Source organism: Streptomyces sp. NBC_01197 (genome assembly GCF_036010505.1).
Classification (GTDB): Bacteria; Actinomycetota; Actinomycetes; order Streptomycetales; family Streptomycetaceae; genus Streptomyces.
Genome location: NZ_CP108569.1, coordinates 6,693,622 through 6,714,511, shown reverse-complemented (window position 1 = coordinate 6,714,511; position 20,890 = coordinate 6,693,622). Strand labels below are relative to the sequence as shown.

The window sequence follows — 20,890 nt, the reverse complement described above, 5'->3', positions numbered from 1 at the left end:
GAGAGACGCGCATGACGTGGATTCTTGGAGTCAACGCCCCTCCCGCCGGGTGGCACGACAGCGCCGCCTGCCTCATCGACGGGAACGGCGAGATCGTCGCCTTCTCCGAGGAGGAGCGCTGCAACCGGCGCCGGCACTCGCTCTACCGCAAACCACTGGGCGCGGCCCGGTTCTGCCTTGAGCAGGCCGGGATCTCCGCCGCCGACATCGATGTGGTCGCTCTCGGCTGGGACAGCGAGCAGCTGTACCCGCGCCGGTTCGCGACCGACGCGGAGTTCCTGGAGTACGCCGTCGGCCTGGACTTCGGCGAACGCACCCCCGAGGTCGTGCGCGTACCCCATCACCAGGCGCACGCGGCCTCGTCGTTCTACGCGTCGCCCTTCCCCAAGGCCGGGGTCCTGGTCGTCGACGGGCACGGCGAGAACGAGTCCTCCACCATCTGGACGTACGAGGACGGCGCCGAACCGCGCCTTGAGCGGACCTGGCAGCGCACCGCGTCGCTGGGGTACGCCTACGACGCCGCGTCCACCTGGCTCGGCTTCTCCTTCCTCAACGCGGGCAAGACCATGGGTCTCGCCGCGTACGGCCGCGCCGCGGGGCTCGACGTCGAATCGCTGGTCGACATCGGGGCCGACGACTTCCGGCTGGCCGTCGAGCCGCTGGTGGAGAGCACAGGACACGCCACAGCCGACGAGATCAAGGAGCAGTACGAGACGACCGTCGCCCGGTGGCGGGACCGCTACACGCGGATCGCAGGCGCCGGCGCGCCGAGCGCCCCGGAAGAGGCGCTCACCGAGGATCCCCACGCGATTCTCGTCGCCTACACCGCGCAGCGGCTCATCGAGGAGACCGTCAGCCATCTCGCGGCGCTGACCCGCAAGACGTCCGGTGTCGAACAGCTCTGCATGAGCGGCGGCGTGGCGCTGAACTGCAGCACCAACGGCACGCTCCCCGGTCCGCTGTACGTCCCGCCGGTGCCGCACGACGCGGGCGTCGCGCTCGGAGCCGCCTGGACCGTACGGCCGCCGAAGCGGCGGACCGGGGTGCTCAGCCCCTATCTGGGCACCGACATCCACGGCTACGACCACACCAACGGTCCCGGCACACCGGACACTTCGGGTCTGCTCCGCAGCGATCTCGATATCGACGAGCTGACCGCACTGCTCATCGACGGCCACGTCGGCGCGGTCGCCCAGGGCCGGGCCGAGGTCGGGCCGCGTGCGCTGTGCCGCCGGTCGATCATCGCCGTACCCGACACCGCGGCGGTGCACGCCCGGGTGAACTCCATCAAGAACCGTGAGCAGTGGCGCCCCTTCGCGGGGGTCACCCGGCCCGACTACGGCGCCCTGCTCTGGGAGCAGCAGGAGCATCTGAGCCGCTACATGCTCGGCGCTGCCAGAGCCACCGGGCTGGGCCGCAGTGTCGCGCCCGGTGTCGTGCACGTCGACGGCACCACCCGCCCGCAGGTGCTGCGCGGCGACGAGGCCCCGGCGGTGGGAGCGGCCCTGGACGGCCTGCGGCGGAACGGCGTCCCCCCGGTGCTGCTCAACACCTCCTTCAACGACAAGGGCGAGCCCGTCGTCAACACCGCGGCCGACGCGGTGAAGGCGTTCCGCTCCATGGACCTCGACTTCCTGGTGCTGGGCGACGAGCTGTACCGCAAACCGAACCGGACAGGAGGCCCGGTCTGATGCCGGCCGACCGGAGGGATCCCGACAGGTTCCGGGCGTTCGGGCCACGCCATATCGACGACATCGCCCAGCGGTTCGGGCTGCCCGAAGACATCACGGAGACCGTGCGCAGGGTGTCGCTCGTGCTGCCGTTCCGGGTCAACGAATATGTGCTGTCGCACCTCATCGACTGGGACCGGGCCCCCGAAGACCCCATGTTCCAGCTGACGTTCCCGCAGAGCGGCATGCTGGCGCGCTCCGACGAGGAGCAGCTCGCCAAGCTCTCCGGCGACCCGTCGGACAAGCTCCTGCTCCGCGAGGCCGTACGCGAGATCCGCGAGCGGCTCAACCCGCATCCGTCCGGCCAGCAGCAGCTCAACGTGCCGAGCGAGGAGGGCGTCCAGCTGCCCGGCCTCCAGCACAAGTACCGCGAGACGGTGCTCTACTTCCCCGGCCAGGGACAGACCTGTCACGCGTACTGCACGTACTGCTTCCGCTGGGCGCAGTTCATCGGCGACGCCGATCTGCGCTTCGCGGCCCCCGACCCGTCGGGTCTGATCGAGTACCTGGGCGGCCATCCCGAGGTGCACGACGTCCTGGTCACGGGCGGCGACCCAATGGTGATGTCGACCGACCGGCTGCGCGGCCACATCGGACCGCTGCTCGGCGTCGAGTCCGTCCGTACGGTCCGGATCGGGACCAAGTCCGTCGCCTACTGGCCGCAGCGGTACGTCACCGACCCGGACGCCGACGACGTACTGCGGCTTTTCGAGTCCGTGGTGGCGTCCGGGCGGCAGCTCGCCGTGATGGCGCACTTCAGCCACCCGCGCGAGCTGGAGAACGACCTCGCGCGCCGGGCCGTGGCCCGGATCAGGGCCACCGGCGCCGTCGTCTACTGCCAGGCCCCGCTGATCGGACACGTCAACGACGACGCCCGGGTGTGGAGCGAGCTGTGGCGTGCGGAACTGGCGGCCGGGGCTGTGCCTTACTACCTGTTCGTGGAGCGGGACACCGGACCGTACGACTACTTCAAGGTGCCGCTCGCCAGGGCGGTGGACATCTTCACCGAGGCGTACCGCACCCTGCCCGGTCTCGCCCGCACGGTGCGCGGGCCCGTCATGTCGGCGACGCCCGGCAAGGTCGTCGTCGACGGTGTGGAGGACACGCCCGATGGCGCGTTCTTCCGGCTGCGGATGCTCCAGGCGCGCGATCCCGCGCTGGTGGGCAGGCCGTTCCGGGCCCGTTACTCGCCGGACGCCGCGTGGCTCGACGAGCTCGAAATCGACCCATCGACCCCCGCCGACATCGCGGCGGCCGTACGCGGCGCCACCCCGGGCGGTGCCGGGCTCCCTGGCCCCGCGGGTGACCGCGCGCACGGGCAGCCGGAGAGGAATCGGACATGACCGCCGTGACGTTCGCACCGCCTTCCCCGAACCTGGCGCTGAACCAACTGGTGGACCGGCGCAGGGCGCAGGGGGACACCCTGATCCACCTGGCGTTCGGCGAGGCCAGACTGCCGGTGCTGCCGCAGCTCGCCGAGCAGCTGGCCATCGGCGCATCCCGCTCCGCTTACGGCCCGGTGGCGGGCGCCGACAGCGTGCGGGCGGCCGTGGCCGGGTACTTCGCCCGCCGGGGGCTGCCGACCGAGGCCGACCGGATCGTGGTGGGCCCCGGCAGCAAGCCGCTGCTGATGGCCGTACAGCTCGCGGTCCCCGGCGATGTGCTGCTGCCGCAGCCCGCCTGGAACACCTATGCGCCGCAGGCCGCGTACGCCGGCAAGCAGGTCTTCGGGGTGCCGATCCCCCGGGAGTACGGCGGTATGCCGGAGCCAGGCGCGCTGCGCGAGACGATCCGGCGGGCCAGACTGACCGGCGGAGACCCCCGGCTGCTGGTACTGACCCTGCCGGACAACCCGACCGGGACGCTCGCGCCGCCCGCCGCCGTCCGAGAGATCTGCGCGATCGCGCGGGACGAGGACCTGCTGACCGTCTCCGACGAGATCTACCGCGACATCGTCCACGACCCGCGGGCCACGCCCTTCCTCAGCCCGGCGGATGTGGCCCCTGAGCGCACCGTCGTCACCACCGGTCTCTCCAAGACGCTGGGGCTCGGCGGCTGGCGGATCGGCGCCGCGCGGTTCCCCGTGGGCGAGGCGGGTGAGCTGCTGAGGGACTCCGTGGCCGCCGCGGCCAGCGAGCTGTGGTCGACCCTCGCCGGGCCGATGCAGCAGGTCGCGGAGTACGCGTTCGCGGAGCCCCCGGAGATCGTCGCCAGGAAGCGGGCGAGCGCCCGGCTGCACGGCGCCGTGGCGCGGGCGGTGCACCGGATCGCTGTCGATGCGGGCGCCGAGTGCCGGCCGCCCGTCGGCGGGTTCTACGTCTATCCGGACTTCGAGCCGCTGCGCGACCGGCTGACCGCGCACGGCATCACGGACTCGGCGTCCCTCGCGACCCGGCTGCTCGACGACTCCGGGATCGTCGTCCTGGGCGGTCATCTGCTCGGTGACCGGCCGCACGCCCTGAGGTTCAAGGCGGCCACCAGCCTGCTGTACGGCGACGAGCGGCAGCAGCACGAGGCGCTGCTGGCCGATGACCCGGCGAGCCTGCCGCACATCGCGGCCGCGCTGTCCACCATCGCCGAAGGGTTCGCCCGGCTCACCCGGCCGCCCCACCGTTCATCGCGCCGTACCCCACCGGACAGCACGCCGAAGGAGTCCCGTTGAAGGAGATCGCTCCCACCCAGGAGTCGTTCCAGGAGATCGCCGCCGCGGCGGACCGGCTGATGGCCGGGCTCGCCGGGCTCCGCGACCGGGACGTCCCGGAGCCCTCCCGGCTGCCCGGCTGGACCCGCGGCCATGTCCTCAGCCATCTGGCACGCCAGGCCCCCGCGCTGGAACGGCTGCTGGAGTGGGCCCGTACCGGGGTGGAGACTCCCCAGTACCCGGACCGCAGGGCCCGCGACGCCGAGATCGAGGCGGGCGCAGGCCGTCCCGCCGCGGTCCAGCTGGCCGATGTCCGGGAGAGCGCCGCGCACTTCCAGCAGGTGATCGAAACGCTGCCCGCCGCCGCGTGGCAGGCGACGGTCAGGCCCTTCACGGGTGAACTCTGCACCCCGCAGCGGATTCTGGTGATCCGGCTGCGCGAACTCGAACTGCACCATGTGGACCTGGACATCGGCTACGGGTGGGACGGCGTCCCCGCGTCGGCGCGGCAGATCATCCTGGCCGACGTGCTCGGCTACTACGCCGAAGCCGAGGGCGTACCGGACTTCACCCTGCGCGACACCGGAGGGGACCTGCTCGGCCGGTTCGGCACGGGCGGCCCGGCCGTCACCGGCACATCCGCGGACGCGCTCGCCTGGCTGGCGGGCCGGTCGGGCGGGACGGGCCTCACCTCGACGGCCGCACTCCCCGTACTCCCGCCGTGGCTCTGACCGGGGGCGGCGGACGGGGAGCCGGGCGCAGGCCGGGGCGGCAGAGACCGATGAGTCAAGGAATGTGAGCGGACATGGCGGACACGGACATACCAAGTACGGGCGCCCCGCGCCCCGGTGGGCCGGAGCACTTCGACTTCGATTCGGTCCACACCGGCCTGCTGGACTGTGTGCAGGTCAATCTGGCCGTACTGGCGGACCACCACCACGGCGCCGGGACCCATCTGCGGGCCGGGGCGGCCCTGGACTTCCGCACCTGGGAGCGGGCCGACGGGCTGCCGACGGTGGAACCCCCGCCGGACGAGCTGCTCAGCGTGCTGCCCGGAGTGCTGGGACTGCGTACGGCGCGGCGTGAGCGGCTGTCCGGGTCCGAACTGCAGGACGCCGTCGTCCGGCGCGGCTCCACGCACTATGTGATCGCGGACTCGTTCCGGCTGCCCTGGCTGCCGTACCACGGGCACGCGCACATGGAGCACAGCTTCCTGCTCGCAGCGGGGCCGGACGGCTGGCACATCACGGACGCCTACCGCAGCGAGACGACCTGGGGGCCGGCGGTGCCCGGCCGCTGGGTCCTCTCCGACGCGGATCTGGCGGACATCGGGCCGGCCGACGCCGTCGAGATCGTCGCGGGAGACCTGCCGCCGCTCACCGCGCTGCCGCCCGTGCTCACGGCGGGCGACGACGCGGTACGGGAGTACCTCGGCGCGTACGAGACCTGGCCGGACCGGGCGCGCGCCGTCGGGCAACTCACCGTGGAGACCTGGCTGCTGGCCCGCGGCCGCCGCCTGCACGCGAAGTACCGAGAGCTCTTCTCCGGCAGCTCCGCCACGAGCGAGGCCGAGGAGGCGCAGCTGCGCGCCTGGGACAAGGTCGTCGAGCAGACGTATCTCGCCCACCGCCGGGTCTCGCGGGGCCGGGCCGAACCGCCGCTGCTCGTGGAGCGCCTGCGCGAGGTACTCGCGGCCGACCTGGAGATCCACGCCGAACCGTCCGCGCCCCGTGCCGCGCCGGACGAGGCGCTGCGCCTGCGGGTCGCGGCCGTGGCGGGTTCCGTGCTCGGCGTCCCCGAGGCCGAACTGCTCGCGGGTGCGGCCTTCGACTCGTTCGCCTCGTTCGGCTCCTTCCGGCTGATCGAGATCGTCGAACGGCTTGAGGACAGCCTCGGGACGGAGTTCGCCGCCGCCGACCTCGTACCGGAGAACCTCCGCAGGGTCGACGACCTGTGCCGCATCGCCCGCTGACTCCATCCTCCCCATCCCTCCCACGAGAGGCTCCCGCCATGGACGCCCGATTCACCGAACTGCTCCGCCCCTTCCTGAAGAACGCCGGGCCCGAGGTCGTCATCACCCCCGACACGGATCTGCGCAGGCTCGGCGTCGACTCGATGCAGGCCATCGAGCTGCTGTTCTCCGTCGAGGACGCCTTCGCGATCTCCCTGCCGGACGAGGAGCTCAACGACACGACGTTCGCCACCGCGGGCAGCCTCTGGCGCGTGATCTCCGCGCAGCTTCCCGACGGAGCCGCGGGTCGGGTGGGCGCATGAGTACGGAGCCCGCGCCGAACGGACGGCTGGACCTGACGGCCGCGCTCGCGGAGGTGACCGCGGTGACCGGTGAGCACGCCGCGCGGACCGACCGGGACGCGGAGTTCCCCGTCGAGGCGCTGGACGCCCTCCGCAGCACCGGTCTGCTCGGACTCATGGTGCCCGCCTCGCACGGCGGGCTCGGTGGCACCGTGGCGGACCTGGTGGCAGCGGCGCAGACGCTGGGGCGCAGCGACATGTCGGTGGGCATGATCTTCGCGATGCACTGCCAGCAGGCCGAAGCCATCGTCCGGTACGGCGGCCGGGTGCTCCGCGACGAGCTGCTGCCGGCCATCGCCAAGGGCGGGATCTATCTGGCGTCGGTGACGACCGAGGCGGGCAAGGGCGGCCATCTGCTCAGCGCGCAGGCCCAGTTGACCGGCGGCGACGGGCAGCTGGCGATCGACAGGTTCGCGCCGGTCGTGACCGGCGGAGGGTACGCCGACGGCTTCCTCATCACGATGCGCAGCCCCGACGCCGTCACCGACAGCGATGTGTCCCTGGTGTACGCGCACCGGAGTCAGCTCGACATCAGCGGCTCGGGCGAGTGGCAGCCGATGGGTATGCGCGCCAGTCACAGCGGCCCGCTCAAGCTGTCCGGCAGTGTGCCCGCCCGCCAAGTGGTGGGCGAGCAGGACGGATTTCACGAGATCGCCGCCCAGGTCTTCGGTCCGCTGGCCCATCTGGGCTGGTCGGCTGTGTGGCTCGGCACGGCGGCCGGCGCCCTCTCCCGTGTCCTGCGTCTGCTGCGCAGCCCGGCGGGCCGCGAACGCTTCGACCTGTCGTCGGAGCTCCTGCTCTCCCGGATCTCCCGGTCCCGGCAGCGGCTGGAGGCGGTGCACGCACTGCTCACCCGGGCGCTGGGAGTGGTGGAGTCGGGCGATGACCTCTCGGCCCCGGCCCGTCAGCTGCTGCTCAACTCGCTGAAGATCACCGCCGCCGACGAGTGCCATGCGGCGGTGGACGGCCTGGTCACCGCGCTCGGACTGCGGCACGGCTATCTCAAGGACTCCCCCACCCACCTCGAACGCGCCCTGCGGGATCTGCGCTCGGCGGCGCTGAACTACAGCAACGACCGGCTCCACCTCGCCGACGGCCGGCTGGCGCTCCGGGACCAGGGGGTGAACTTTGCCTGACACATCCCGAGGGGAGCGGCCGGGCGGCCCCGACTGGACCGCGCTCGACGCGCTGCCCGCCGAGGCCGGCGGCGACCGGGTCTGGGCGGCGCTCGGCCTGGGCGGTCTGACCGCCCGCGCCTACCGTGACGGCTCTGCCGGGGCGGGCGCCGACCTCGAAGGCCTCGCCGGGCTGCTGGCCGCCGTGGACGCCCGCTTCTCCATCGCCGCCACGCTGTCGGTGAGCGTCCAGCTCGCCACCGCGCTGCCGGTCCTCGCCGCCGGTACGGCGCCCGCGGCCCGGTCCGCCCTGGAAGAGGCACTGGCGGGCAGGACGGCGATCTCCCTGGCAGCGAGCGACGTCACCGCGGGGACCGATCTCACCGCTCTGCGTACCGAGGTGCGGATCGAGGACGACGCCCTGGTGGTGACGGGCGGGAAGAACTGGATCGCCAACGCCACCACCGCCGGCCACCACCTCGTCCTCGCCCGGCACCGTCCGGGGCGGCACTTCACCCACTTCACCTGGGTCCTGGTGCCCGCCGACGCACCGGGCGTGGCCGTGGCCCCCGCCGGATCGGCGCTCTTCGCGGACTCGGGCGCCGGCCACCTCACCTTCGACGGTGTACGGGTCGGGCGCGACCACGTACTGGGCCGGGTCGGTTTCGGACTGCCGCTCTTCGCCCGCCATATCGCCACCGAGCGGCTGGCCGGCGCGCAGTGGGGCGTGTCCCTGTGCCGCCGCACCCTGCGGGACACCCAGCGCCATCTCGCCGCCCGCGCGCACGGGGACGGCACCCTGTGGGACCTGGACGCCGTACGCCAGCGGTTCGCCCGCTGCCTGCTGCGGCTGCGCGAACTCCAGGCGCTGGTTGCTGAGTTCGGTGAGTCCGTGGTGTCCCGGTACGACGCGACGGCCGCCGCCACGCTCAAGGCGGCCGCAGGCGCCACCGTCAGCGAGGTGCTGGCCGAGTGCGCGCAGCTGTGGGGCGCCGCGGGCTTCACCACCGGCGGCATCCAGGAAGTACGTGCCCAGGCCGCGCTGTTCGGGATCGGCGGCGGCGCGAACGAGGTGGTGCTCGGCGCGCTGGCCGACGCCGCAGAGAGCCTCCTGGCCGAGCCCGCACGGCCGGACGTACTGCGGTGAACACCGTGCTGGAGGTCGCGGACCGGGTCTGGGTGACGGAGGCCGCCGCCGGCCGGACCCCGCCGAGCACCCACCGGGACGATCTGCGCCGCGCGGCCCTCCTGCCCGAATGGCGTGCCGGTGAATTCCTCGCCGGGCGGGGGCTTCTGCGCGGATTGATCGCCGCGGTCCACCCGGCTGCCGACGGAGCCGGCATCATCCCGGACGAGCGCGGCAGGCCCCGTATCGAGGGGCTGCCCGGGGTGGGCATCAGCGTGTCGCACAGCGGGGGCGCGGTCGCGGCCGGGGTCGCCGTCGGGCGGGCCGTCGGGGTGGATCTCCAGCAGCCGGCGGGCTCCGTTTCGGCCCCGTTCGTCCGCCGGGTACTGCACAGCCACGCCGACCGGGTCACCGCGCTGCCGCCGGAGCGGGCCGCCGAGGAGGTCGCCTGGGTGTGGACCGTTCAGGAGGCGTGCGTGAAGGCCGGCGGCGCGGGTCTCTCCGGCCGCCCCTGGGCCATCGACGTACGCCCCGGCTCCCGGCACGGCCACTGGGGCGTGTACCGCTGGATCAGTCTGCGCGACCGGTCACGGACCCCGTTCAGCTGCGCGTTCTCCGCGCGTCCCGCAGCGACTGCGGCGGCTGCACCGGCCGCACCACCCGCACCGTGCGCGTGCGGATCCGAAACGTCCGGCAGGACTCCGACATCCGACAAGGACAGACCGTGAACATGCCCGCCCCGCGGCACACCCTCGACGACTGGTTCGCGGCCTCGGTCGCGGTCCACGGCGACCGTACGGCGCTGGAGACCGGCGGCACCGAGCTGACGTACTCCGAACTCTCGCTGCTGGCTAGCCACTTGGCCGACGTGCTGGTCAGCGACGGGGGCGGGAAGCCGCCGCGCAGGGTGGGGCTGCTGGCCGGGCGTACCGTCGTCGCCTACGCGGGATACCTGGCCATCCAGCGCATCGGTGCCGCCGTGGTCCCGCTCGGTCCGGCGTTCCCCGCCGAGCGCAACGCCGGGATCGCGCGCCAGGCGTCGCTCGACGCGGTCCTCAGTGACGGTACCGCCGAGCCCTCCGGTCAACTGGGCGTGCTTACCACACAGATGACGGGCAGCGAGCTGCTCCGCCGTCTGGGCTCCCCCGCTCCGGAGCCGTCCGCCGCGGGGGCCGGTCCCGATGACCTCGCGTACATCATGTTCACCTCGGGGTCCACCGGGGTCCCCAAAGGTGTCCCCGTCCGGCAGCGGAACATCTGCGCCTACCTCGCCCACGCCGTACCGCACTGCTCGGCGGGCCCCGGTGACCGCTTCTCGCAGACCTTCGAGCTGACCTTCGACCCCTCCGTATTCGACATGTACACCGCGTGGGGAAGTGGCGCCGCCCTGGTCGTGCCGGCCCGCGCCGACCTTCTGGCGCCGGTCCGCTTCGTCAACCGGCACGCCATCACACACTGGAACTCAGTGCCGTCGGTCATCTCGCTCGCGAAGCGGCTGCGCGCGCTCGGTCCCGGAAGTATGCCGACGCTGCGGGCCAGCACGTTCTGCGGGGAGCCACTGACGCTCCAGCAGGCGCGGGCGTGGCAGCGGGCGGCCCCGGACAGCTCCCTGGAGAACGCCTACGGCCCGACCGAACTGACCGTCACCTGCACCGCGTACCGGCTGCCCCATGACCCGGAACACTGGCCGGCCCCCGCCAACGGCACCGTGCCGATCGGCACCCTCAACCCCCGGATGGAACACCGTTTGTTCGGGAGCGAGCTGTGCGTACGCGGCCCGCAGCGCTTCCCCGGCTATCTCGACCCGGCCAACAACGCCGGCCGGTTCCTGGAAGCCGACGGAGCCCCGTACGATCCGGCCACGGCTCTGACTGACGCGCACTGGTACCGCACCGGCGACCGCGTCGCCCTGCTGCCGCCCGACGAATCGGCCGGGTCGCGTGATCTGCCGCTGGTGCACATCGGGCGGAGCGACCAGCAGGTCCAGGTGCACGGGTACCGGGTCGAACTGGGCGAGGTCGAAGCGGCGTTGCGCGTGCAGCCGGGCGTGAGCGACGCGGCGGCCGTCGCGCTGGCGACCCGGGCGGGCACCGAGATCGCAGCCGCCTACACGGGGGCCGCCGGCAGTGAGAACGATCTCCGCGTGGCGCTCCGCGACCGCCTCCCCGCCTATATGGTGCCCGCCGTCCTCACCCGGCTGGATGCGCTGCCGCTGAACGGCAACGGCAAGGTCGACCGGGCGGCGCTCGGCAGCACCCTCCGCGCGGGCTCCGGCGCGGACTCCGGCGCGCGGGGCTGACGGGGTACGGGTGGGCGACCAGGTGTCTCCGGGGGGTACAGACGTGTCCAGGGTCACACGCCTGTCCGGGGGTCACAGCAGATCGGCGGAATGAGCGGGGGCTGTCTCCGGTTGACCCCGACGGCACACCGCGTGCCAGTTCCGGTCAGCCGTTCCAGCCGTTTCAAGCCGTTTACCGAGGAGCCCCTCAAGTGACCACCATCGCCTCCGCCGACCGCGCGGCGCAGATCCTGTCCCGGCCCGTCGTCCTGAACGGCCTGACCGTTCCGAACCGGATCGCGATGGCGCCCATGACCCGGCAGTTCTCCCCCGGCGGCATACCCGGTGAGGACGTGATCTCGTACTACGCACGCCGGGCCGCCGCCGGTGTCGGCCTGATCGTCACCGAAGGCACCTACGTGGGGCACGCGTCGGCCGGGGAGAGCGACCGCGTCCCGCGCTTCCACGGCGAGGACCAGCTCGCGGGCTGGGCGAAGGTCGCGGACGCCGTGCACGCGGCGGGCGGCACGATCGTGCCCCAGCTGTGGCACATCGGCATGGCCCGCACCGCCGGGAGCCCCCCGTACCCCGACGCCCCGGCGATGGGCCCCTCCGGCCTCCGCCTCCCGGAAGGCACCGGGGACGACGGCAAGGCCATGACGCAGCAGGACCTGGACGACGTGGTCGGCGCGTTCGCGGAGGCCGCGGCCGCCGCCGAGCGCATCGGCTTCGACGGGGTCGAACTGCACGGCGCCCATGGCTACCTCATCGACCAGTTCCTGTGGCAGGGGACGAACCGGCGGACCGACGCGTACGGCGGTGACGCGGTGGCCCGCACCAGGTTCGCGGCGGAGGTCGTGGCGGCGGTGCGCGCGGCGGTCTCGCCGTCGTTCCCGGTGATCTTCCGCTTCTCCCAGTGGAAGATGCAGTCGTACGACGCGAAGCTCGCCGGGACGCCCGAGGAGCTGGACGCCCTGCTGGCCCCGCTGGCCGGGGCCGGTGTGGACGCCTTCCACGCCTCCACCCGCCGCTACTGGGTGCCGGAGTTCGACGGCTCCGAGCTCAACCTGGCCGGCTGGACGAAGAAGCTCACGGGCAAGCCGGTCATCACGGTCGGATCGGTCGGCCTGGACAACGAGTTCTCCAGCGCCTTCCGCGGCGAGGGCTCCCGGGTCAAGGGGATCGAGAACCTTCTCGACCGCCTGGAGCGCGACGAGTTCGACCTGGTCGCCGTCGGCCGTGCGCTGCTGCACGACCCCCAGTGGGCGGCGAAGGTGCTGGAGGGGCGGCTCGACGAGCTGGCCGCGTACGACCCGGCCGCGCTCAGCACACTCAGCTGACCGGCACCCGGCTGACCGGCACCCGGCCCTACGGCCGGTCCAGGTCGCTCCCGACGACGATCGCACCGTCGAAGGAGCGGCCTGCCTGCCGGCGCAGGTCGTCGGGATCGGGCTCACCGAGGCGGGCTGGGAGGCCGGGCGAGCCATCCGGGCGGTGCTGCTCGTGGAGTCCTACTCACTCGGCGCGGCCATGACCGCCGTCAGCGGTGGTATCGCGGACGACGCCGGTCTCCTGGAGGGCCACCCCTCGCTCGCCGCTGCGCTCTCCGGAGGGCATTGCGTCTTCCGCCTCGACGCACCGGACTTCGGGCACGTCTGACGTTCATGCTGGACGGCCTGGGCCGGGAGATCGCACCGCCGGACGGGACCGGCCGGCGGACCCGGTCACGCGGTCAAGCAGCCCCACCGATAGGTTGTGCAGCACACTCAGGACAGCCAAGCGGCCCGCCGCAGCGACAGCCCGCCCGTTCAGGCGCCTCGCACCGGCAGCCCGTCCAAGTGACGTACAACCCGTACCCATGACGTACCCACCGAGATCGTCGGCTCCGACGATCCCCGGAAGCAGCCCCTCCCACGCACCGTCGTGATAGGGGCTGTTGTGATTTCGGCGCGTGACCGCCGGGTCCGGTCCGGGGACGGAGGACGACGATCTTTTCCCTTTCCCGCCCGGTCACGCCGGTCATGCAGATTACGCCAGTCCGGCCGGTCACGCCGGTCGCTCACGGAAAACATATGGAGCCATGGACATCAACGGATTCCCCCGCCAGTTCGCCAGGACCCGCCGCTTCACCCTCGGTGCCCCCCGGCAGTTCACCGTCTCCCCGGACGGTGAACGCGTGCTGTTCGTACGGTCCGCGAGCGGCACCGACGCACGCGGTCTCCTCTGGATGTACGAGCACGGACAGGAGCGTCTTCTCGCCGGTCACCCGGCACCGTCGGCGGGCGTGACCGCGTACGCCGCCGACCGGGACGCACGGGTCGTCGCCTGCACCGTGGACGGCGAACTCTGGACCGTCCGCGCGGAGTCCGGCCCGGATCACCGCCGCCCCGGCAGCCCCCTGGGCACCCCCGAGCAAGGCTCAGCCACCGCCGCCCCGTGCCGTATCCGCACCGCGGGACCGGTGACCGACGCCCGGCCCTCGCCCGACGGCACCCTGATCGCGTACGTCACCGGCGGCGCCCTGCACGTCGTACGGACCGACGGGACCGGGGACCGGCTCCTCGCCGCGCCCGAGGCCGCCGATGTCACCTACGGTCTCGCCGACTACTGTGCGACCGAATCCATCGGCAGGTCGCGCGGGTACTGGTGGTCCCCGGACAGCGGCGCGCTGCTCGTCGCCCGGGTCGACACGTCGATGGTGCGGCGCCGCTACATCGCCGACCCCGCCGACCCGGAGAAGCCGCCCGTCGCCATCCGCTACCCGGCGGCCGGCACCCCCAACGCCGAGACCTCGTTGCTCGTGGTCACCACCGGGGGCGACCGCACGCCCCTGCCGCTCCCCCACGCGGCGCCCGAGGGACGGACCCCGCCAGGCGCTTGGCACGCCCCCGCCTTCGAGTATCTGATCTCCGCAACCTGGGAGAGCGCCGGGCCCGTCGCCGTCCTGCAGACCCGGGACCAGCGCACGGTGTGGGTCATCGCCGCCGACCCGGCGGGCGGCGGGTACGAGGTGCTGTCCCGGATGTCCGACGAGACCTGGGTGCGTTTCCAGCCCGGCACACCGCCGCACACCCCCGCGGGTGCCCGGATCCTGCCCACGGTCCGCGGCGACGTACGCGGAATCCGGATCGGCGAGGCGGTCAGTCCCGATGGCCTGTATGTGCGCGAAGTGGTGGGCTCGGTGGGCGAGCGGGTCTTCTTCACCGCGAGCGAGGAGCCGACGGAGGTCCATGTCTGGTCGTACGAGGAGGGGCCCGGGTTCGTCAGGCTGACCCAGGACCCCGGTGTGCACACGGCCGCCGCCGGTGGTCCCACGCTGGTCATCGACAGCAGGACGGATGACGGCCAGTCGGTGACCGTCCGCCGGACCGGACGGCCGGACGGGCGGATCGCGGTGCTCACCGAGAAACCGCTCGTCACCCCGGCGCCGGTCCATCTCACCCTCGGCGCACGCGAGTTGCGCAGCCGCCTGCATCTGCCCACCTGGTACACGCCCGGGCAGGAGCGGCTGCCGGTGCTGCTCAGCCCCTACGCCGGGCCCGGTATGCAGGTGGTGACCAGGGGGCGTGGCTGGTACACCGCCGTCTGCCAGTGGTACGCGGAGCAGGGCTTCGCCGTACTGGCCACGGACGGACGCGGCACCCCCGGCCGGGGTGTCGCGTGGGAGCGGGCCATCGTCGGCGACCGGCTGGGGCCCGTGCTCGACGACCAGGTCGACGCCCTGCACGCGGCCGCTGAGCGGTACGACGCCCTGGATCTGGGGCGGGTGGCGATCCGGGGCTGGTCGTACAGCGGCTATCTCGCCGCCGGGGCCGTACTGCACCGCCCCGACGTGTTCCACGCGGCGGTCGCGGGCGCTACGCCCGCCGACCGGCGGCTGTACGACAGCTACTGGGAGGAGCGCTTCCTCGGCCACCCGGACGTCCAGCCGGATGGGTACGAACGTTCCTCGCTGCTCCCCCACGCGCACCGGCTCTCCCGTCCGCTGATGCTGGTGCACGGACTGGCCGACGACAATGTGGCGCCCGCCCATACGCTGCGTCTGTCGGCCGCCCTGCTGGCCGCGGGCCGTCCGCACACCGTCCTGCCGCTGTCCGGTACGGGACACCTGGTCCACGGGGAAGGCGTGGCGGACCGGCTGCTGACCCTGGAACTCGACTTCCTCAAGCGGGCACTGGCGCAGCGGACCGAGCTGGACTGATCACTCTCCCGCCGGGTCCGCGGGCCCCTGCCAGCTCGCGAGTACGTCCTCGGTCGTGGTGATCGTCGCGACGAGCGCGAGGGTGTTGCGGATCATCGCCGGGGTGTAGTCGGCGGGCACCCCCGCGATGGCGTCCGCGGGAACCACCACCGTGTAGCCGAGATTGACCGCGTCGAAGACGGCGTTGGGGATGGCCACATTGGCGGAGACCCCGGTGACGACCAGAGTGCGGCAGCCCAGGTTGCGCAGCAGCGCGTCGACGTCCGTGCCCGCGAGGGGCGAGAGGCCGTGCAGCCGCCGTACGACGAGGTCCTCGTCCGCCACCTCGACCGGCTCGGCGACGCAGACCGCCTTCGAGCCCATGTGCTGCTGGACGGGGAGCCGGCCGGCAGCCCGGAAGAGCCGGGCGTTCCGATTGGCGCCCCGCCCGTCCGGGCGCCGTTCCGCTATCGCGTGCACCACCTGCACCCCCGTTTCGTGCGCTCGGGCGACCAGCTGGGCGACGCGCCCCAAGGCCCCCGACGACTGTGCCTCGGCGGCCAGTTCGGGCAGGGCGCTGTCCTGGCCGACCACACCCTCCTGGCACTCGACGGTGAGCAGCACGGCCGTGGCGGGATCGAGCTGCTGCGCAAGCTGTTCGGACGACGGCATGGGCCCTCACCTCCTGGAGCCCGGCCCACCGGGCAGGGCCGGGCGCGCGAGGCTAACGCCCATTGCGTCATGAAGGAAGAGACTCCATGATTTCTGACACCTAGTCAGGTGCAGCTCTGGTCAGTTACAGCATGGTCGGATACAGCTGGTCGGAGACAGCCGAAACGGCGGGAGAGACCCCATGACCGACACCCAGCGCCGAGGCCGCAGGATCATGCTGACGGACGCGGAGCGCGACATCTTCCTCAGCGAGCGGCGCACCTGCCGGGTCGCCACCGTCTCGGCCGACGGCCGTCCGCACGTGGGCGCTCTCTGGTTCCTCTGGGACGGCACCTCACTCTGGCTCTACTCGCTGACCCGCAGCCGCCGCTGGTCCCAGCTGTCCCGGGACCCGCGCCTGGCCGTGCTGGTCGACGACGGCGAGGAGTACGGCGAGCTGCGCGGCGTGGAGCTCTCGGGCAGCGCGGTCATGGTCGGCGAGGCGCCCCGTACCGGAGAGCCCTGCCCCGAACTCGACGCCCCCGAGAAGCTGTTCGCGCGTAAGAACTTCGGGATGGACCTCATGCCGTACGACGGTCGCCACGCCTGGCTGCGGCTGACCCCGGACTCGGTCGTGTCCTGGGACTTCCGCAAACTCGGCTGACCGCAGGGGTGTTGCCCGCGCCCGGGCACCCGCCCCCGCTCAGCCGGCCGCTCCGTCCGGGTCCGTGTCCGCAAGACCCGCACCGGCCGCGTACAGCGCGTCGACCGCCGCCCGGATGGAGGGCCGGCGGTCGGCGTCGGCGCGCCAGATGGCGTACACATGGCGCCGCAGCGCGTCCCGTACGGTGACGACCCGTACGCCGTCGGGCACCGGGCCCCGTCCCAGCCGTGGCGCGACACCGACCCCGAGCCCGGCGGCGATCAGCGCCATCTGGGTGGGGTGCTCGCCCGCGACATGGGAGATCCGCGGCTCGAACCCCTTGCCCCCCAGGGTGAACATCAGCCACTCACGGCAGAACTCGCCCTCCGGCCAGGTGATCCACTCGTCCTGCGCGAACGCCTCCAGCTCCACCTCGGCGGCGCCGGCCAGCGGATGGTCCACGGGCACTGCGATATCGGCGATGTCGTCGAAGAGGGCACGCTTGGCCATCCCCTCGGGCATCGCCGTGGGCTTGTTGTACCAGTCGAGCACCAGGGCCACATCGAGGTCGCCGCGCACCACGCCCCTTACACCGTCCTCGCCCTCCAGCTCCTGCGAGCAGACCGCCAGTTGGGGGTGGTCCGCCCGCAGGGCGGCGAGCACTCCGGGAAGAAGCCCGCGGGCGGCGGTGGGAAAGGCGGAGATCCGCAGCTCCCCGACCACCCGGCCGCGCTGGGCCTCCAGATCCGACTGGGCCAGCTCCACCTGGGAGAGAATCCGGGCGGCGTGGTCGGCGAGGAGCCGCCCCGCGTCCGTGAGCCGGACGCCACGGCCGTTCTTGGCGAGCAGCGGCTGCCCCGCCTCCCGCTCCAGCTTGGCCAGTTGCTGGGAGACGGCCGAGGTGGTCACATGCAGCCCGTCGGCCGCTCCGCTCACCGAACCGTGCCGGGCCACCGCATCGAGGATGCGCAGACGCTCCAGATTCAACATGTAAGCAATACTAAGGCAACTACTCCACGTAATCTCGCTTGTGCTACGAGATAGGGCGGGTCCAGAGTGGTCCGCATGAGCACCGCGACTCCCGCCAGGACCGTGTCAGCACCGGTCATCGCACCGCCGCCCACCACCCGCCGACCCGCTGTCGACTGGCGCATCCGCTTCGCCCTGCTCTCGCTCATCTGGGGTTTCAGCTTTCTGCTGATCAAGGTGGGCACCGAGGGCTACGCGCCGTTCCAGGTCACCTTCGGCCGCCTCTTCTTCGGCACAGCCGTGCTGGCCGCGGCGATCGCCTTCAGGCGCGAGCGGCTGCCGCGCGGGGCGCGGACCTGGGCGCATCTCGCGGTCGCCGCGCTCCTGTTGAACGCGGCGCCGTTCTCCCTCTTCGCCTACGCCGAGCAGACCATCCCCTCGACGCTCGCCGGGATCTGCAACGCCACCTCCCCACTGTGGGGCATGGCCCTCTCCCTGGTCGCACTCTCCGAGGACCGCCCGACCCGCCGCAGGGTCGCCGGGCTCGGGGTCGGGTTCCTCGGCGTCCTGACCGTGCTCGGGGTCTGGCAGGGCTTCTCCGGACTGGACTTCAGAGGCACGGCGATGGCCCTGGTGGCGTCCCTGTGCTATCCGGTCGGCTGGATCTACGTACGGCGGACCCTGGCGGGCACCGGTAGCTCCAACCTCGCGATGACCGGTTCGCAGCTCCTGGTCGCGACCGTCGAACTCGCCCTGGTCACACCGCTGTTCACCGCACTGCCCAGGTCGTTCCCGGTGGCGCCGCTGCTCGCCGTCGCGGCCCTCGGCGCGCTGGGCACCGGAGTCGCCCTGCTGCTGCAGTACGGACTGGTGGCCGAGGTCGGCCCGACCACCGCCCAGATGGTCACTTACTTCATTCCGGTGATCGCCACCGCGGCGGGCGTGGCACTGCTGGGCGAGAGCATCGGGTGGAACACCCCCGCCGGCGCGGTGATCGTACTGGCCGGCGCCGCCCTGACACAGAGCAGGCCGAGGAGGCGTGGACTGAACGGCGGGGGCCGGGTCAGCCGTAGCGTCCGCCGGGCGCGGTCAGCCGTAGCATCCGGCGGGCGCGGTCAGTCGTAATACCCGCCGAGGCCGGTCAGTCGTAACGCCGGCCGGGCGCGGGTCCGGCCGCCGACGCGATGGCGTCCGCGACCGGACCGATGTCGTCCGGGCGCAGCGTGGAGACCGTGACGCGCACCCCCGGCGGCGCGGCCATCCGGAAGCGGGCGCCGGGGGCGACGGCCCAGCCGGAGTGCAGCAGCCGCGCCACCACCCCGGTCTCGTCCGGCACCGGCACCCACACATTCATCCCGCTCCGGCCGCAGGCGTCGATGCCCCGCTCGGCGAGGGCCCCGACCAGCGACTCCCGGCGCCGCCCGTACGACAGCGAGACCGCGGAGACATCGACAGCCCCCGAGCTCCACAGCTGGACCACCGCGCTCTGGAGCAGATGGCTGACCCAGCCGGGGCCGAGCCGCTGACGGCCCAGCACCCGGTCCACGGTGAGCGCGTCACCCGTCAGCACGGCGAGCCGCAGATCGGGTCCGTACGCTTTGGAGACCGACCGTACGAAAGCCCAGTTGTCCGCGACCGCGGCCAGCGGGCTCAGCGGCAGATCGACGATCCCGTGCCCGTGGTCGTCCTCGACGAGCAGGACGCCGGGAACGTCGCGCAGGACGGTCCGCAGCGCATCGGCGCGCGCTGAACTCACCGCGGCGCCCGTGGGATTCTGCGCGCGGGCAGTGACCACGAGCGCGCGGGCGCCCTCGCGCAGCACCCGCTCCACCTCCCCCGGCAGCGGCCCCTCCTCGTCGAGCGCCATCGGCACCGCGCGCAGCCCGAGCGCGGGTACGAGATCCAGCAGGGCGCCCCAGCCCGGGTCTTCGATGGCGACGGAGTCACCGGGCCTGAGGTGCGCGGCCAGCACCCGTTCGACCCCGTCGAGCGAACCGGACACCACGGCGACCGGCCCGTCCGGCACGCCGTCGGCGGCGAGGGCGGCCCGCGCCAGCCGTTCGAGCTCCGGGTCGACGCCCGCCTGCCCGTAGAGCACAGCCCGCTCGTCGCTGCGCGCGGCGGCGCTCGCCAGGGCCCCGGCGAGCGGGGGCAGCAGGGCGCGGTCGGGATTGCCCGACGCCAGGTCCCGCACCCCGGCAGGGATGTCGGCCCTGATGGATTCACGCGCCGTGCTGGCCGGCCGGGGCCGCACCCGGCTCCCCCTGCGGCCCGCCGTCGCGATCACCCCGCGGTCGCGGAGCGCCCGGTAGGCGGCGCCGACGGTGTTCGGATTGACGCCCAGCTGCGCCGCCAACTCCCGCAGCGGCGGAAGCAGTTGACCCGGCGCGAGCGCGCCGGAGCCGACGGCTCGCTCCACGCTCGCCGCGATGTCCGTTGCACGGCGGCCTTCGATCCCATACTCTCCTAGCACAAACGAGATTATGCACTAATGCAATGGAGAACGCAATATGGAGAACGCAAGGTCCGAGACCGCTCCGGCCGCTCCCCGGCAGCAGGACGCGCCTTACGTACCGACCGCGCGGACCGTGCCCACCCGCTCCCGGGAGCGCGCCTCGTACGACCGTGAACTGGTCCACTCGATCCTGGACGAGGGGTACGTCTGCCACCTCGGGTTCCTCCGCGACGGTGCGCCCGTCGTGCTGCCGACGCTGTACGCACGGGTCGGTGAGCGCCTCTACGTCCACGGCTCGACGGGCTCCCGTCCGCTGCGGGCGGCCGGCGAGGCGGATCCCGGCATAGCGGTCTGTCTGACGGTCACCCATGTCGACGGTCTCGTCCTGGCCCGGTCCGCCTTCCACCACTCGATCAACTACCGCTCCGTGGTGGTGCACGGCACGGCCCGCCAGGTCACCGCCACCGACGAGCGGCGCACCGCTCTCGACGCGATCGTCGAGCAGGCGGTACCCGGCCGGTCGCACGACTCCCGCCCGGCCAACGCCAAGGAGCTGGCGGCCACCGCCGTGGTCCGCCTGGACCTCGACGAGGTCTCGGCCAAGGTCCGCACCGGCGGCCCCAACGACGAGCCCGAGGACCTCGCCCTGCCCTACTGGTCGGGTGTCGTACCGGTGAGCCGCGGATACGGCGCACCGGTACCGTCGGACGACCTGGACCCGACGATCACCCTGCCGGATTACCTCGACCGGCACTGACCGACCCTGACCGGCTCAGACCGTCTCAGATT

At 72.8% G+C, this 20,890-nt stretch carries 19 protein-coding genes; 16 read left to right on the top strand and 3 right to left on the bottom strand.

The window, feature by feature from the left end:
* The first annotated feature begins 11 nt into the window (after positions 1–11).
* From OG452_RS30850 to OG452_RS30790, 13 genes are all read left to right on the top strand, one after another.
* A complete protein-coding gene (locus tag OG452_RS30850; RefSeq protein ID WP_327298823.1) occupies positions 12–1,691 on the top strand; it encodes a carbamoyltransferase C-terminal domain-containing protein in 1,680 nt (559 codons plus the stop codon).
* Positions 1,691–3,073 (top strand): KamA family radical SAM protein, encoded by a 1,383-nt coding sequence (locus OG452_RS30845; protein ID WP_327298822.1) that lies wholly within the window; start codon positions 1,691–1,693, stop codon positions 3,071–3,073. Before OG452_RS30850 ends, OG452_RS30845 begins: the two co-directional genes overlap by 1 nt.
* Complete coding sequence (locus OG452_RS30840; RefSeq protein ID WP_327298821.1) at positions 3,070–4,392, top strand: pyridoxal phosphate-dependent aminotransferase; 1,323 nt, start codon at positions 3,070–3,072, stop codon at positions 4,390–4,392. Before OG452_RS30845 ends, OG452_RS30840 begins: the two co-directional genes overlap by 4 nt.
* A complete protein-coding gene (locus OG452_RS30835) occupies positions 4,389–5,102 on the top strand; it encodes a maleylpyruvate isomerase family mycothiol-dependent enzyme (RefSeq protein WP_327298820.1) in 714 nt (237 codons plus the stop codon). Before OG452_RS30840 ends, OG452_RS30835 begins: the two co-directional genes overlap by 4 nt.
* Positions 5,103–5,176: 74 nt before the next feature.
* Complete coding sequence (locus OG452_RS30830; RefSeq protein ID WP_327298819.1) at positions 5,177–6,343, top strand: acyl carrier protein; 1,167 nt, start codon at positions 5,177–5,179, stop codon at positions 6,341–6,343.
* A gap of 38 nt (positions 6,344–6,381) precedes the next feature.
* Positions 6,382–6,645: a phosphopantetheine-binding protein gene (locus OG452_RS30825; RefSeq protein WP_327298818.1), complete on the top strand. Its 264-nt coding sequence runs from the start codon at positions 6,382–6,384 to the stop codon at positions 6,643–6,645.
* Positions 6,642–7,820: an acyl-CoA dehydrogenase family protein gene (locus tag OG452_RS30820; RefSeq protein ID WP_327298817.1), complete on the top strand. Its 1,179-nt coding sequence runs from the start codon at positions 6,642–6,644 to the stop codon at positions 7,818–7,820. Before OG452_RS30825 ends, OG452_RS30820 begins: the two co-directional genes overlap by 4 nt.
* Entirely contained in the window at positions 7,813–8,946 is a 1,134-nt protein-coding gene (locus OG452_RS30815) for an acyl-CoA dehydrogenase family protein (RefSeq protein WP_327298816.1), read from the top strand. Before OG452_RS30820 ends, OG452_RS30815 begins: the two co-directional genes overlap by 8 nt.
* Positions 8,943–9,653, top strand: a complete 711-nt coding sequence (locus OG452_RS30810; protein ID WP_327298815.1) for a 4'-phosphopantetheinyl transferase family protein — start codon at positions 8,943–8,945, stop codon at positions 9,651–9,653. Before OG452_RS30815 ends, OG452_RS30810 begins: the two co-directional genes overlap by 4 nt.
* 2 nt (positions 9,654–9,655) lie before the next feature.
* Complete coding sequence (locus tag OG452_RS30805) at positions 9,656–11,224, top strand: AMP-binding protein (protein WP_327299840.1); 1,569 nt, start codon at positions 9,656–9,658, stop codon at positions 11,222–11,224.
* A 191-nt stretch (positions 11,225–11,415) separates the two neighbouring features.
* Positions 11,416–12,543 (top strand): NADH:flavin oxidoreductase, encoded by a 1,128-nt coding sequence (locus tag OG452_RS30800; protein WP_327298814.1) that lies wholly within the window; start codon positions 11,416–11,418, stop codon positions 12,541–12,543.
* 154 nt (positions 12,544–12,697) lie between these two features.
* Positions 12,698–12,862, top strand: coding sequence for a hypothetical protein (locus OG452_RS30795; protein WP_327298813.1), 165 nt, complete (start codon positions 12,698–12,700; stop codon positions 12,860–12,862).
* A 421-nt stretch (positions 12,863–13,283) separates the two neighbouring features.
* Complete coding sequence (locus OG452_RS30790; RefSeq protein WP_327298812.1) at positions 13,284–15,404, top strand: S9 family peptidase; 2,121 nt, start codon at positions 13,284–13,286, stop codon at positions 15,402–15,404.
* On the opposite strand, the gene OG452_RS30785 is transcribed toward OG452_RS30790, so the two are convergent.
* Positions 15,405–16,055 (bottom strand): cysteine hydrolase, encoded by a 651-nt coding sequence (locus OG452_RS30785; RefSeq protein ID WP_327298811.1) that lies wholly within the window; start codon positions 16,053–16,055, stop codon positions 15,405–15,407.
* Between the two features lie 181 nt (positions 16,056–16,236).
* Here OG452_RS30785 and OG452_RS30780 point away from each other — a divergent pair, with 181 nt between their 5' ends.
* Positions 16,237–16,698, top strand: coding sequence for a pyridoxamine 5'-phosphate oxidase family protein (locus tag OG452_RS30780; protein WP_327298810.1), 462 nt, complete (start codon positions 16,237–16,239; stop codon positions 16,696–16,698).
* 39 nt (positions 16,699–16,737) lie between these two features.
* On the opposite strand, the gene OG452_RS30775 is transcribed toward OG452_RS30780, so the two are convergent.
* Entirely contained in the window at positions 16,738–17,667 is a 930-nt protein-coding gene (locus tag OG452_RS30775) for a LysR family transcriptional regulator (RefSeq protein ID WP_327298809.1), read from the bottom strand.
* Positions 17,668–17,742: 75 nt separating this feature from the next.
* On the opposite strand from OG452_RS30775, the gene OG452_RS30770 reads away from it, so the two are divergent.
* Complete coding sequence (locus tag OG452_RS30770) at positions 17,743–18,771, top strand: DMT family transporter (RefSeq protein WP_327298808.1); 1,029 nt, start codon at positions 17,743–17,745, stop codon at positions 18,769–18,771.
* Positions 18,772–18,787: 16 nt separating this feature from the next.
* Here the strand turns inward: OG452_RS30770 and OG452_RS30765 are convergent, their stop codons facing one another.
* Entirely contained in the window at positions 18,788–20,119 is a 1,332-nt protein-coding gene (locus OG452_RS30765) for an aminotransferase class I/II-fold pyridoxal phosphate-dependent enzyme (RefSeq protein WP_327298807.1), read from the bottom strand.
* A 37-nt stretch (positions 20,120–20,156) separates the two neighbouring features.
* Here OG452_RS30765 and OG452_RS30760 point away from each other — a divergent pair, with 37 nt between their 5' ends.
* A complete protein-coding gene (locus OG452_RS30760) occupies positions 20,157–20,858 on the top strand; it encodes a pyridoxamine 5'-phosphate oxidase family protein (RefSeq protein WP_327298806.1) in 702 nt (233 codons plus the stop codon).
* The last annotated feature ends 32 nt before the right edge of the window (positions 20,859–20,890 follow it).